This is a genomic window from Ruegeria sp. SAZA006, from assembly GCF_059613465.1.
Window position 1 is genome coordinate 241,251 of the sequence record NZ_JBXWSO010000017.1, and the last position, 12,803, is coordinate 254,053.

At 60.5% G+C, this 12,803-nt stretch carries 12 protein-coding genes and 2 tRNA genes; 10 read left to right on the plus strand and 4 right to left on the minus strand.

Annotated features, from left to right (window positions below; all coding sequences use genetic code 11):
• Window positions 1–67: 67 nt before the first annotated feature.
• Window positions 68–973, minus strand: coding sequence for a hypothetical protein (locus tag AC2FNZ_RS19030; protein ID WP_496841652.1), 906 nt, complete (start codon window positions 971–973; stop codon window positions 68–70).
• A gap of 93 nt (window positions 974–1,066) precedes the next feature.
• Entirely contained in the window at window positions 1,067–2,497 is a 1,431-nt protein-coding gene (locus AC2FNZ_RS19035; protein ID WP_093961747.1) for a Glu/Leu/Phe/Val family dehydrogenase, read from the minus strand.
• Window positions 2,498–2,927: 430 nt separating this feature from the next.
• Between AC2FNZ_RS19035 and AC2FNZ_RS19040 the strand changes: the two genes are divergently transcribed.
• Genes AC2FNZ_RS19040 through AC2FNZ_RS19050 form a run of 3 tightly spaced genes read left to right on the plus strand, consistent with a single transcriptional unit; the run spans window position 2,928 to window position 5,723 of the window.
• A complete protein-coding gene (locus AC2FNZ_RS19040; RefSeq protein ID WP_254920106.1) occupies window positions 2,928–4,595 on the plus strand; it encodes a pilus assembly protein TadG-related protein in 1,668 nt (555 codons plus the stop codon).
• A 50-nt stretch (window positions 4,596–4,645) separates the two neighbouring features.
• The gene (locus AC2FNZ_RS19045; RefSeq protein ID WP_254429306.1) at window positions 4,646–5,152 is read left to right on the plus strand and encodes a TadE/TadG family type IV pilus assembly protein; all 507 of its coding nucleotides are present in this window, start codon (window positions 4,646–4,648) and stop codon (window positions 5,150–5,152) included.
• Window positions 5,139–5,723 carry a TadE/TadG family type IV pilus assembly protein gene (locus AC2FNZ_RS19050; RefSeq protein WP_093961744.1) on the plus strand — a complete coding sequence of 195 codons (585 nt, stop codon included), beginning with the start codon at window positions 5,139–5,141 and terminating at the stop codon, window positions 5,721–5,723. The genes AC2FNZ_RS19045 and AC2FNZ_RS19050 overlap by 14 nt, the downstream gene beginning before the upstream one ends.
• A 3-nt stretch (window positions 5,724–5,726) precedes the next feature.
• Here the strand turns inward: AC2FNZ_RS19050 and AC2FNZ_RS19055 are convergent, their stop codons facing one another.
• A complete protein-coding gene (locus AC2FNZ_RS19055) occupies window positions 5,727–6,197 on the minus strand; it encodes a hypothetical protein (RefSeq protein ID WP_496841654.1) in 471 nt (156 codons plus the stop codon).
• A gap of 158 nt (window positions 6,198–6,355) precedes the next feature.
• Here AC2FNZ_RS19055 and AC2FNZ_RS19060 point away from each other — a divergent pair, with 158 nt between their 5' ends.
• Window positions 6,356–7,267, plus strand: coding sequence for a pirin family protein (locus tag AC2FNZ_RS19060; protein WP_093961743.1), 912 nt, complete (start codon window positions 6,356–6,358; stop codon window positions 7,265–7,267).
• 31 nt (window positions 7,268–7,298) lie between these two features.
• Here AC2FNZ_RS19060 and AC2FNZ_RS19065 read toward each other — a convergent pair whose 3' ends face one another.
• The gene (locus tag AC2FNZ_RS19065) at window positions 7,299–7,886 is read right to left on the minus strand and encodes a TetR/AcrR family transcriptional regulator (RefSeq protein ID WP_093961742.1); all 588 of its coding nucleotides are present in this window, start codon (window positions 7,884–7,886) and stop codon (window positions 7,299–7,301) included.
• Window positions 7,887–7,986: 100 nt separating this feature from the next.
• Between AC2FNZ_RS19065 and AC2FNZ_RS19070 the strand changes: the two genes are divergently transcribed.
• The 6 genes from AC2FNZ_RS19070 (at window position 7,987) to AC2FNZ_RS19095 (ending at window position 12,801) form a co-directional block, all read left to right on the plus strand.
• On the plus strand, window positions 7,987–8,235 hold the full coding sequence (locus AC2FNZ_RS19070; RefSeq protein WP_170339166.1) for a hypothetical protein: 249 nt from the start codon (window positions 7,987–7,989) through the stop codon (window positions 8,233–8,235).
• A gap of 132 nt (window positions 8,236–8,367) precedes the next feature.
• The gene (locus AC2FNZ_RS19075) at window positions 8,368–9,654 is read left to right on the plus strand and encodes a homoserine dehydrogenase (protein WP_170363721.1); all 1,287 of its coding nucleotides are present in this window, start codon (window positions 8,368–8,370) and stop codon (window positions 9,652–9,654) included.
• 72 nt (window positions 9,655–9,726) lie between these two features.
• Window positions 9,727–10,710, plus strand: a complete 984-nt coding sequence (gene glpX, locus AC2FNZ_RS19080) for a class II fructose-bisphosphatase (RefSeq protein WP_093961740.1) — start codon at window positions 9,727–9,729, stop codon at window positions 10,708–10,710.
• Window positions 10,711–10,778: 68 nt separating this feature from the next.
• On the plus strand, window positions 10,779–12,521 hold the full coding sequence (gene recJ, locus AC2FNZ_RS19085) for a single-stranded-DNA-specific exonuclease RecJ (protein WP_496833213.1): 1,743 nt from the start codon (window positions 10,779–10,781) through the stop codon (window positions 12,519–12,521).
• 109 nt (window positions 12,522–12,630) lie between these two features.
• Window positions 12,631–12,705: transfer RNA gene (locus tag AC2FNZ_RS19090), tRNA-Glu, on the plus strand.
• Between the two features lie 24 nt (window positions 12,706–12,729).
• Window positions 12,730–12,801 (plus strand) — tRNA-Glu (locus AC2FNZ_RS19095).
• Window positions 12,802–12,803 lie beyond the last annotated feature (2 nt).

A 12,803-nucleotide genomic window follows, 5' to 3' on the forward strand; every position in this document is an offset into this window, starting at 1 on the left:
GCTCCGCATCCGTTTTCGACAAGAACTTGTCAACGCGCGACCAAACCGGACGCAAACGAATTCGCCCTCAGAACCGCAGACGGAAGGCAAAGCCAACGATCGGAGCGGTATCATAGCCCTGCCGGCTGACCTCTTGCCCTGCTGCGTTGTCCAGGCGCAACTGGCCGTCAAACTCGGCGCCCGCAAATGCCGACAGCGAAACTCCGGGGTTTGGCGCGTATTCAACCGACAGAACAACCGGGATGCTGCTGTCCTCGCCCACGCCGCCCGGAGCCAACCCGTTATCGTTCAGCTGAAAGCGGACCCTCTCGGACCGAACGGCAAGCCCGACGCTGACGCTTTCCGAAGCCTTGTACTCCAATGTGACGCCAGGGCCTTGAGTGGCCCCCAGCGCGCTCCCGGTGCTCAGACGCCAGCGCTCGGCAAAGGTCCAGTCGACCAGAAGCGCAGGAAAGACTTCGAGGTCATTCGTTCCAACCTCGGAGAACACGCCAAATGCCGGGCCGATGCGCAGATTGGGGTTCACCGCCCATGAAATGCCGGCGAAGGCACCATAGGTGAAGCCGTCCGACGCACTGGCGCCGGTCTCGTAGTCCCATCTCAACTGGGGCGAGACGATCACCGCAGCCCCGTTGTCCAGAGCGAAGCGCAATGGAACGCTCAGGCGAATGTCGCGGATGTCGTCCCAAGGCTGGTTTCCGGGCAACCCGAAATCGTAGGAAAACTGACCGAAACTCGCCAGCAACCCCACAAAGGACCCGTCACCATAGCTGTAAATGCCGCCCGCCCGCAGAAACGCGCGCGATGCGCTGAAATCACCACCGTCCTCAAGATCGGCGCTGCCCTGATAGACAGCCAACCCTTCCACAGTCGGCGTCCAGCCTTGTCGGGGCTGGGCGATGGCGGCAGTCGCAAGGGCCAAGGTCGCGGACCCAATCGCCGCGACCCATGCTAATGAACGGGTAATTTGCATGAGATCCTCGCTGGTTTCACTGCCTGAACTCCAGCGCAGGATGTGCGGCAACCGGACTTTTTGTCAAAGCCCGATTGCCCGGTTTCCGAGACGTCAGAGGCCCTTGGCCCGATAGCTCTTGGCTACACGGTCAATGGACACGATGTAAGCCGCGGTGCGGAGGTCATCCACGTCGTCGCGATCATGCCAGACCTCGCTCATGGCCTGGTAGGCGATGCGCATCGTGTCATCCAGACCCGAGCGCACCAGCTCAAGTTCATCCGCGCCCTTGAGGTATTTGGCCTTGAAGTCCGGAGACATCGACCACGCATCGCCAAGATAGCGATCCAGCCGTTCCAGCTCTTTCACGATCAGCTCGTGCCGCGCCTCTTCCTGACGGCGCTGCATCCGGCCGAAACGGATGTGACTGAGGTTCTTGACCCATTCAAAATACGAGACCGTCACACCGCCGGCGTTCGCGTACATGTCGGGAATGATCACGGTGCCCTTCTTGCGCAGCACTTCGTCGGCCCCGGCGGTCACCGGGCCGTTCGCGGCCTCGATGATCAGCGGCGCCTTGATGCGCTCGGCATTGGACAGGTTGATCACGCCCTCCAGCGCGGCCGGGATCAGAATGTCACATTCCTCTTCCAGCACAGCAGTGCCCTCGGCGGTGTGCGTTGCATCCGGGTAGCCGTTCACGCCGCCATGTTTGACGATCCACTGGTGAACCGCTTCGACGTCGATCCCCTCGGGGTTATAGATCGCACCGTCACGTTCGATGATGCCCACGACCAGAGAGCCGTCTTCCTCACTCAGGAACTTGGCCGCGTGATAACCCACGTTGCCCAGGCCTTGAACGATGACCCGCTTGCCGTCCAGCGAGCCTGACATACCAGCTTTCTTGACGTCCTCGGGATGGCGGAAGAACTCGCGCAGCGCGTACTGGATGCCACGCCCCGTCGCCTCGACCCGGCCCGAGATGCCGCCGGCATTCAACGGCTTGCCGGTCACACAGGCCCGCGCGTTGATGTCTGTGGTGTTCATCCGCGCATACTGGTCAGCCATCCATGCCATTTCACGCTCGCCGGTGCCCATGTCGGGGGCCGGGACGTTCTGCGACGGGTTGATCAGGTCGCGCTTGGCCAACTCATAGGCAAAACGACGGGTGATCTGCTCCAGCTCATGCTCTTCGTATTTGCGCGGGTCGATACGCAGACCGCCCTTGGACCCGCCAAACGGAGCCTCGACCAACGCGCATTTGTAGGTCATCAGCGCAGCAAGCGCTTCGACCTCGTCCTGGTTCACGGCCATCGCATAGCGGATACCGCCCTTTACCGGCTCCATATGCTCGGAATGAACCGAGCGATAGCCGGTGAAAGTATGGATCTGCCCCCGCAGACGCACGCCAAACCGAACGGTGTAGGTCGCATTGCAGACCCGGATCTTTTCCTCAAGCCCGGGCGGAAGATCCATCAGGGCAGCCGCCCTGTTGAACATCAGATCTACACTCTCCCGAAAGCTGGGTTCCTTGATGGCCGTCATAAAATCCTCCATGCCGGTTGACGTCGAGCGTCATGACGTTTTGTCGCACCCTTGGCAAGCAGCTGCAATCGCGATTTGCACTTTTTTTCATCAATTTATGAACAGCGCGTTTCGACCATCCGAGCCGAGTCGCGGACGTTTACAATTTGCGGAAATTGTCCCGAGCAACGAAACAAAGCCACCCTTCCCGGCCAGACTGCCGCCGTTTTTCATTCAAAAAGAGCACCATAGTGACGATCACGCCCAATTCTCGCCACGATCCACATCTAAATTATTAAAGTTCCGAAGAACTGGCTTCGCTGCTTTTGGCCGGCAAAAGGATTTCGTTATGCGCAATTTTGAATGGACATCGACACGGTCGGGGAAACCGCGCCACGCAGACCGCTGCCGGGGCGCCGTCGAGTCTTTCGCGACCTCGGAAAGCGGGACGATGACCATCTTCGCCCTCTTCCTTCTGATGATCATCTTCACCGCGGCGGGCTTCGCCGTGGACGTTATGCGGTACGATCGCGAACGTGCGCGCCTGCAATATGCTCTGGACCGCGCCGTACTGGCGGCGGCCGACCTGGACCAGGACCTTTGCCCCAAGGACGTGGTCGTCGACTACCTCGCGAAGGAAGGCTTGGACCAGTACCTGGTTGGTGACCCGATCGTGGAACCCAATGTCTGCGGCGCGACCGCCGTTACGATCGAAGGCTACCGCAAGGTCCAAGCGAGCGCCCAGATGGATGTCGGCATGCACTTCATGCAGTGGTGGGATGTTGACTCGATCGTGAGCGCGGCAACCAGCGTTGCCGAAGAAGCCATTGATGACGTTGAGATTTCTTTGGTTCTCGACGTCTCTGGCTCGATGAACAGCTACAATCGCCTGGCCAACCTAAAAGTGGCGGCCAAAAACTTCGTGCAAGAGATGGCGGACAAGACCGAGGACGGGAAGCTGTCGATCTCGATCATCCCCTACGCAACTCAGGTGTCGCTGCCCGACTATCTGATGGACGAATTCAGCACGACCGGCACCAATAACCGGGCAAACTGCATCAACTTCACCAGCAGCGAGTTCAACACCACCGCGCTGGACCCCGATACGATCCGCCAACGCACACTGCATTTCACGCCGTGGAGCACCTATGACCGGCGCCCCAGCAATGGCTACGTCTACAGCGAAGTCTGTGACGAACTCGCCAACCGTGAGGTCTCGGTCCTGCAGAAGGACCCGCAGGTTCTCAAAGATCACATCGAAAGCTTTACGGCCGGCGGAAACACTTCGATCGACGTCGGTCTGAAGTGGGGCCTTGCCCTGCTTGACGAAAGCATTCAGCCGGTGATCGCACGTCTGGCGGGCGACGAAGTGCCTGCAGACTTCGCTACCCGTCCCAACAGCTACTCCAGCAACGACTCGATGAAGGTTCTGGTGTTGATGACGGACGGCGCGAACACCACTCAGTACATGGTAAACGACCCCTACCGTGAGGGTACGTCCATTCTGTGGTGGAATGCCAAAAAGTCGACCTATTCGACCTATGACTACGAGACCGAGAAGTACTTCTGGCACGATGTCGACTATACCGAATGGGACAGCAGCAAGGGTTGGTACTGGGGTCGCGAGATCTGGCAGGACGATCCCTACGGCAACGACGAGTATACTGTCTATCGCTGCACCTACCGGTCCGGCGGCGTCTGCTACAACTTTGACTACAGCAGAAGCGAGACCCGCACCGTTCTGGACAACAATGGCGACCCGGCGACATCGGTCAACCTGACTTGGGATCAGGTCTGGGAGCGCACGACCCGTCGCGCGATCCGCGACCTGTTCCGCGAAGCGCTGGGGAGCACGAAGGGCAACACCTGGTACAACAACGCGGTCACTTCGATCGGGTCGGGCACCAAGGATCCGCGCGCGCGCGCAATGTGTGCCGCCGCTCGCGCCAATGGCATCGTAGTCTTCACTATCGCTTTCGAAGCTCCCGATCAGGGCAAGGCCCTTCTGAAAGACTGCAAAAGCGATGATGGCGCCTATTACGAGGCGACCGGTGACGAAATCGTCGACGTATTTGCATCGATCGGATCGACCATCCGCAATCTGAGGCTGACCCAATGATCAAGCGTTTGCTTCATAAATTCCGCACGTTCCGGCGGAAAGAAGATGGGATGGCGACGATCGAGTTCGTCTTCTGGTTCCCCATCTTCATCATGACGACCTATTCGGCCGTCGAAGTCGGGATCGGGGCCTTCAACCACGCCAACCTTGAACGTGGACTGGACGAAACGATCCGCGACGTTCGCCTGAACAATCTGGACAAGTATACCACCAACGTTCAGGACGGCTGGACCCACACTCTTTTGAAGGACATCGTCTGCGACAAGGCAGGCTACATTCCTGAGTGCAAGGAAAACCTGATCCTGGAAATGACCCGCGTCGACCCGTTTATTGGGACCACGCTGGATCCCAACCCCTACTGCATCGATACCCCGGCAACGATCCGCAACAGCCAGATCTTCGAGCCCGGCACGTCGGACGAACTGATGATCGTCCGCGCCTGCGTCGAGGTAAAGCCGCTGTGGTGGGGTACCATTCTGGGCGCCATCGCGCGGAAAAAGCCCAACGGTATGTACGAACTGCACGCAACAACGGTGTTTGTCTATGAACCGACCTGATCGCTCAATCTTCTCGCTGGCTGTCCGGTATCTGAAACGGTTTTCCCGCAAGGAATCCGGCGTGATCAGTGTCGAGGCCGTGATGATCTATCCCCTGCTCTTCTGGGGCATGTGTGCGTCATATACGTTCTTCGACGGGTACAAACAGAGCTCGCGGAATCTCAAGGCGTCGTATGCGATCGCCGATGTCATTTCCCGCGAACGCAATGACATCAACGCGACCTATATGGATACGCTGTACGACCTGCTGCAGCAGATGATGTCGGACCGCTCCGACGTGTCGATGCGCATCTCGTTCCTTCGCTTCGACCTGCCGGATGACCGGCACTATGTGCAGTGGTCTTGTATTCGCGGCGAAAGCTTTGAGGCGTGGACCGATGGCACCATAAGCGAAATCCGTGACAAGCTGCCCATCATGCCGGACAACGGCAAGATGATTTTGGTCGAAGTGAAGGACTTCTATCGCCGTCCCTTCCGCATCGGATACGGCGAAAACGAATTTGCCATGGACAATTTCGTATTCACCCACCCGCGCGTCTACGACAAGATCGACGCACCGGGCGGGTGCTGAGGGTTATTCGGCCTGGGCCAGCATCGCAGAAAGCATTTCTGACAGGAACTTGGTCTCGGCGGCGGACGTCATGCCGCCGACGCCGACACGTCGCCCGACGCGCCACCAAAGGCCCGGGGCCCAAGCCCTGCCACGTTTGCTACGGGTCGTCAGCAGAAACCCGTTCGACGGCTTGAAGGCGAATACGCCCCGGTCCACCCCTTCGATTTCACCAACCTCGGCAATCAGCTTGCCGCTGCCCGTGCGCAATTCCGTGCGCGTCAGTTCGATCCGGTCCGCTGTCGCATGCCAGACGCGATGCGCGAGCCAAAGCGCGCCACCTCCGACCACGAACAAGAACAGCTGCCATTCCGGCGCTGGCGGTGCGGCCAGGGCGACATAAGTCACGAACACGCCCACAGTGACGAGCATTCCCACGCCCATCCACCGCCGTGCCGATGAAGCCTGAATCGTTGCCAGTACGTCTTCTTGCATTTCCAACTCCGCCTTTGCCTGCCCCCCATACCCGCTTTCAGCGACAAGCAACAGGCCAAGACTCACCCGGCGCAATTTTGCACAGAGGCAGTGCTTTCTCGCGAATTGACCGTACTTCAGCGAAAATTAGATAACGGGTCCAGAGACAGGAGACCCACATGTCGCTCAGACCAACACTCGAAACCCGCAAGGCCGTTCCGACGATGGAAGGCGCTGGCGTAAAGCTTCACCGCGCTTTTGGATTTCAGGATCCGTCCGAACTGGATCCATTCCTGTTGTTTGATGACTTCCGCAACGAGCACCCGCAGGACTACCAGGCCGGCTTTCCCTGGCACCCTCACCGCGGCATTGAAACCATCACATACGTGTTGTCGGGAACCGTCGATCACAGCGACTCGCTGGGCAACAGCGGCCAATTGGGTGCCGGAGACGTCCAGTGGATGACGGCGGGGTCCGGAATTCTGCATCAGGAAATGCCCAAGGGAAACACATCCGGTCAGATGCATGGGTTTCAGCTGTGGGGCAACTTGCCCTCGGCTCAAAAGATGACGGCTCCTCGATACCAGGACGTTCAGGGCAAGGACATTCCCGAAGTGATCGACGATGATGGCACCACGGTGCGGGTCATCGTCGGCAAGTTCTGGGGTAAGACCGGGCCGGTGGACGGTATCGCCGCGGACCCGCAATACCTGGACGTATCGATTCCTGCAGGGGTGAAAAAGACCTTCAAGATAGATACTTATCGTCGTGCTTTCGCCTATGTTTTCGATGGGCAGGCCGCTTTCGCCGACGCCTCGCAACCGACCGGCGTTCTGCTTGAGAAGGAAGTCGCCGGGCAAGAGCTGAACATTCGCGACATGTCGGGCAACCGGACGCTGGTGCGGTTTGGTACCGGAGACGAAATAACCGTTCAGGCCGGGCCTGAAGGTGTACGATTCCTGTTGATCTCGGGTGCGCCGATCAATGAACCGGTCGCATGGCATGGCCCGATCGTGATGAACACGCGCGCCGAACTCGAGCAGGCGTTTCGGGAGTTGCGCAACGGTACTTTCATCAAGCCGGCGCACTGACTCCAAACAGCCGGTAACAGGGCGCGGCCAGTCAGGCCGCGACCGCCTTGCGTACCATATCCCAATAAATCTGCTCGACCTCGTCCAGCGACAGCCGTCCACCGGCCCGGTACCACGTCATGACACCATTCAGCATGGCAATCACCGCCAGAGTCGCGATTTTGGCATCCTGAACCGAGAACAGACCGTCCTTCTGGCCGGCCAGCAGGATGCTCTGCAACGCATCTTCATACCGCCGGCGTAGCTTTTCGATTTCGGCGAAGTTTTCAGGCGTCAGGTTTCGCAGCTCCATGTACGCGATGAACACTTCGTCCGGTCGCTGCATGTGAAACCGGATGTGGAAACCCACGAATTGCCGCAGGGCGCCCAATGCATCCGCCTGTGGTTCCAACTCTTCATAGGCCGCCAGCAGCTCTTGCATGTGGTCCTGCATCAGGCGGAATAGAAGGCTTTGCTTGTCCGGAGTGTAATTGTAGAGCGCGCCGGCCTGCACCCCGACCTCCCCCGCGATTTGACGCATGGAAACAGCGGCATAGCCATGCCGTGCAAACAATCCCAGGGCGGCCTCGCGGATACGGGGCCCGGTGATATCGGAATGAGAGCCTTGAGTACGTGCCATGGATCCATCGTATATGAACGTACGTTCATATAGAACCCCGCTTGAACCGTTCATGCAAAAAGTGCATCACGTTCAGGTTCCTCACTGTTCGGGTCGCGAAATGAAAGCTGTTTCCGTCATCCTGCCGCTTCTCCTCTTGGCCGCGTGCGCAGATATTCCCGAGTTGGAGGGAAGCGAAGCAGCCTCGGTAAAGGCCGCGCCCTACCCCAAGCTGATCCCGTTGACCCAGGTCAACGTGCCGCCCGTCGACCCGGTGAACGAGGCAGCCGCCGTGGAAGAAGAATTGGAACAACGGGCCGAGCGGCTATCGCAAAAGGCACAGGCACTCCAGAACGCCGAGACCCAGTAAGCCCCGTACGCTCGCCCGCTGCGCAACAACTCTGTCCCTGACGGATTGCACCGCCGCGTTGAACCAGCTATGGCAGCCGACAAAGGACCTTGCGTCCAACAGGCAGACTTCGAGCGGAAAGGAACCCACGGAATGACACAGGCGCTGCGGCTTGGAATTGCTGGCTTGGGAACCGTGGGAGTGGGCGTCGTCAAGATCGTGCGCCGTCATGCCGAATTGCTGCAAGCGCGCACTGGTCGACCGATCGAAATCGTTGCCGTTTCGGCGCGCGACGCCGCCAAAGATCGCGGAGTAAACCTGTCCGGCTTCGCGTGGGAAACCGATCCGGTGGCCTTGGCCAAACGAGACGACATCGATGTGTTCGTCGAACTGATGGGTGGTGAAAACGGCCCGGCAAAGGCCTCGGTCGAGGCGGCATTGGCCACCGGCAAGGATGTGGTCACCGCAAACAAGGCGCTGCTTGCCATTCACGGCCAGGCATTGGCGGAACAGGCCGAGGCCGCAGGCCGCGTGATCCGGTTCGAGGCTGCCGTGGCCGGAGGAATTCCGGTCATAAAATCCCTGACCGAAGGGTTGGCCGGAAATGACATCAAACGCGTCATGGGCGTGATGAATGGCACCTGCAACTATATCCTGACCCGAATGCAATCGCAGGGATTGGGCTACAATGCCTTGTTCGAGGAGTGCGCTCAGTTGGGGTATCTCGAAGCGGATCCGAACTTGGACGTAGGCGGCATCGACGCGGCGCACAAGTTGGCGCTGTTGGCCTCGATCGCATTTGGAACAAAGCCGAATTTCGACGGGATCGAGATCGAGGGTATTCAGCACATCAGCTTGGATGACATCCATCAGGCCGACGATATGGGCTACCGCATCAAGCTGCTGGGCGTTGCGCAGCGCACGCCGCGCGGGCTTGAACAGCGGATGCAACCCTGCCTGGTACCCAGTGACTCGCCTTTGGGGCAGCTGGAAGGCGGCACCAACATGGTGGTCATCGAGGGCGACGCCGTCGAACAGATCGTATTGCGGGGACCGGGCGCGGGCGAAGGCCCGACGGCCAGTGCGGTGATGGGGGATGTTTGCGACTTGGCGCGGGGCCTGCGGATTTCCACCTTTGGTCAACCCGCCACGTCGCTGGTCGACTCCAAGCCCGCAATCACCGGCCTGCCCGCCCCCTACTATCTGCGCCTTGCATTGCTGGACAAACCAGGTGCGCTGGCCAAGGTGGCCGCCATTCTGGGCAACGCCGGCGTGTCGATCGACCGGATGCGCCAATACGCACATGCCGAGGATACGGCCCCGGTACTGATCGTTACGCACAAGACCACACGCGCCACGCTGGACGTTGCGTTGGAGGACTTGCGCACCACGGATGTGGTTGCCGGCGAGCCCGTAGCTCTGCGTATCGAGCAGGTTTGAACCCTTGCGGCCTGCGCCACGGGCAGGCTATGCCAGTCAGGACGTCTTCGCTTTACCAAAGGATTACATCGCATGAGCGCTGCCAAAATCGATTTCAACGACCGCCTTCTGTCCCTTGGACTTGCGCGCGTGGCTGAGCAGGCCGCTCTGGCCTCGGCCTCGCTGGTCGGACGCGGAGACGAGAAAGCCGCCGACCAGGCCGCGGTCAATGCGATGCGTGAACAGCTGAACCTGCTGGATATCGCTGGCGTGGTGGTCATCGGTGAAGGCGAACGCGACGAAGCGCCGATGCTGTATATCGGCGAAGAGGTCGGCACCGGCAACGGCCCCGGTGTGGACATCGCTCTGGACCCGCTCGAGGGTACGACGCTGACCGCGAAGGATATGCCCAACGCGTTGACCGTCATCGCGATGGGTCCGCGCGGTTCGATGCTGCACGCACCGGACGTCTACATGGACAAGCTGGCGATTGGCCCGGGCTTCCCCGAGAACGTGGTGACATTGGACATGTCCCCGCGGGAAAGGGTCGAGGCGCTGGCCAAGGCAAAAGGCTGCACCCCCGAGGACATTACAGTTTGCATATTGGAACGTCCGCGCCATGAGGCGATGATCGCCGAGGTGCGCGAAACCGGTGCTGCGATCCGCCTGATCACCGACGGTGACGTTGCAGGCGTCATGCACTGCGCTGAGTCCGAGACGACCGGCATCGACATGTACATGGGCCAGGGTGGCGCGCCCGAGGGCGTTCTGGCGGCCGCCGCGCTGAAATGCATGGGTGGCCAGATCTTTGGACGCCTGATGTTCCGTAATGATGACGAACGCGGTCGGGCGGCCAAAGCTGGTATTACCGATCTGGATCGAGTCTATGCCCGCGACGAGATGGTCACTGCCGATGTGATCTTTGCGGCGACCGGTGTCACTGGCGGGTCGCTGCTGCCGCGGATCAAGCGGGAACCTGGTTGGGTCGAGACGACGACCCTGCTGATGCGCTCGAAAACCGGATCGGTGCGGCGCATGTCCTACCGCACCCCCATTTGGCCGCATGTCGAGGGCTGAGGGGCCCGCAGACACAACCGTTCAAGGGCCGGGTCCGACAGGATTCGGCCCTTTTTAGGAGAAGTGGATTGAGCTTTCTGGGTGTTGAACAGTCTTTGACGGGCCGCCAGTGGATTGGTCCATCACCTGAATTGGATCGGGCCGCCGAGATGCTGGCCCAGCAGACCGACCTGCCCCGCCCCCTGTGCCAAGTGCTGGCACGGCGCGGTGTCCCGCCGATGGAGGCCGAGAGCTTTCTGTCTCCAAAACTGCGCGACCTTCTTCCCGATCCTCGCAGCCTGCGCGACATGGAGATCGCCGCAACGCGGTTCCTGAAAGCGGTGCGGGACAACCAGCGCATCGCCGTTTTCGCCGACTATGATGTCGACGGTGGCAGCTCGGCAGCCCTGTTGCTGGTTTGGCTCAGGCAGATGGGGCGTCAGGCGACCTTGTATGTGCCCGATCGTATCGACGAGGGCTATGGCCCGAACGCCCCCGCCATGAGCCAGCTTGCTGAAACGCATGATCTGATCATCTGCGTGGACTGCGGCACGCTCAGCCACGAAGCAATTGCCGCAGCCAAGGGGGCCGATGTGATTGTTCTCGATCACCACCTGGGCGCCGAAACGCTGCCGGATTGCGTGGCCGTGGTGAACCCCAACCGCCAGGATGAGAGCGGTGATCTGGCCCATCTGTGCGCTGCAACCGTTGTCTTTCTGATGTTGGTTGAGGCCGGGCGCCAACTGCGCGAGGCCAACGCCCAAGGCCCGGACCTGATGGCGATGCTGGATTTGGTCGCGCTGGCGACCGTGGCAGACGTGGCACCCCTGATCGGGGTCAACAGGGCGCTGGTTCAGCAGGGTTTGAAAGTGATGGGGCAACGGCAACGCCCTGGCCTGGTCGCCCTGTCCGAAGTGGCCCGCATGGATTCGGCGCCCAACAGCTACCATCTGGGTTTTCTGCTTGGGCCGCGCATCAATGCCGGCGGCCGGGTTGGGCAGGCAGACCTGGGCGCGCGGCTGCTCAGCACCGACTCGGTGACCGAAGCCGAGGCTTTGTCCCGGCGCCTTGATGACCTGAATACCGAACGACGCGACATCGAAAACGCGGTCCGCGCCGCGGCGCTGGCGCAGGCCGAAGAACGTGGACTGGATGCGCCGCTGGTGTGGGCCGCAGGTGACGGCTGGCATCCCGGCGTCGTTGGGATCGTGGCGGCCCGCCTGAAAGAGGCGTCGAACCGTCCCGCCGTCGTGATTGGTTTCGACGGTGACGAGGGCAAAGGCTCAGGCCGTTCGGTCTCGGGTGTCGATCTTGGCGCATCAATCCACCGGCTGGCCGCCGAGGGATTGTTGGTCAAAGGCGGCGGTCACAAGATGGCCGCAGGTCTGACCGTGATGCGCGACCAGTTGGAACCGGCGATGGAGCGGCTCTCGGAGTTGCTGGCGAAACAGGGTGCGGGCCAAGCCGGTCCGGCCGACCTCAAGCTGGATGGCGCGCTGATGCCCGGGGCGGCCTCGGTTGATCTGATCGAAAAGATTGAGCAGGCCGGCCCATTTGGCGCCGGGGCCCCTGCCCCTCGATTTGCAATGCCCGACCTGCAGGTCCGCTTTGCCAAGCGGGTTGGAGAAACCCATTTGAAGCTGTCGCTCTCGGACGGAATGGGCGGTGGGCTGGACGCGATTGCATTTGGTGCCTTTGACGGACCGATGGGCGAAAGGCTGTCAAATCACGGTGGCGCGCGGTTCCATTTTGCCGGTCGGCTCGAGGTCAACACATGGGGTGGCAGGCAAAGCGTGCAGTTACGCCTGGAAGACGCGGCCGAAGCAAATTGACTGCTGACGCCACTGCCTTTTTTGACCCGCAAAAAAGTTTCCTGGCCGTGCGTTTTTCGTCTTGCGGGTGGGGGGCGTAATCCGTAAAAGGCCCTCCACAAGCCAGCGTGGCCCGTTCGTCTATCGGTTAGGACGCCAGGTTTTCAACCTGGAAAGAGGGGTTCGATTCCCCTACGGGCTGCCACTTGTGCTTGGGCAATGCTGACGTGGCCCGTTCGTCTATCGGTTAGGACGCCAGGTTTTCAACCTGGAAAGAGGGGTTCGATTCCCCTACGGGCTGCC

Bases quoted from the DNA above. Each gene is read 5' to 3' on its own strand.
- AC2FNZ_RS19030 (WP_496841652.1), bottom strand. From the start codon at position 973: ATGCAAATTACCCGTTCATTAGCATGGGTCGCGGCGATTGGGTCCGCG.
- AC2FNZ_RS19035 (WP_093961747.1), bottom strand. From the start codon at position 2,497: ATGACGGCCATCAAGGAACCCAGCTTTCGGGAGAGTGTAGATCTGATG.
- AC2FNZ_RS19040 (WP_254920106.1), top strand. From the start codon at position 2,928: ATGACCATCTTCGCCCTCTTCCTTCTGATGATCATCTTCACCGCGGCG.
- AC2FNZ_RS19045 (WP_254429306.1), top strand. From the start codon at position 4,646: ATGGCGACGATCGAGTTCGTCTTCTGGTTCCCCATCTTCATCATGACG.
- AC2FNZ_RS19050 (WP_093961744.1), top strand. From the start codon at position 5,139: ATGAACCGACCTGATCGCTCAATCTTCTCGCTGGCTGTCCGGTATCTG.
- AC2FNZ_RS19055 (WP_496841654.1), bottom strand. From the start codon at position 6,197: ATGCAAGAAGACGTACTGGCAACGATTCAGGCTTCATCGGCACGGCGG.
- AC2FNZ_RS19060 (WP_093961743.1), top strand. From the start codon at position 6,356: ATGTCGCTCAGACCAACACTCGAAACCCGCAAGGCCGTTCCGACGATG.
- AC2FNZ_RS19065 (WP_093961742.1), bottom strand. From the start codon at position 7,886: ATGGCACGTACTCAAGGCTCTCATTCCGATATCACCGGGCCCCGTATC.
- AC2FNZ_RS19070 (WP_170339166.1), top strand. From the start codon at position 7,987: ATGAAAGCTGTTTCCGTCATCCTGCCGCTTCTCCTCTTGGCCGCGTGC.
- AC2FNZ_RS19075 (WP_170363721.1), top strand. From the start codon at position 8,368: ATGACACAGGCGCTGCGGCTTGGAATTGCTGGCTTGGGAACCGTGGGA.
- glpX (WP_093961740.1), top strand. From the start codon at position 9,727: ATGAGCGCTGCCAAAATCGATTTCAACGACCGCCTTCTGTCCCTTGGA.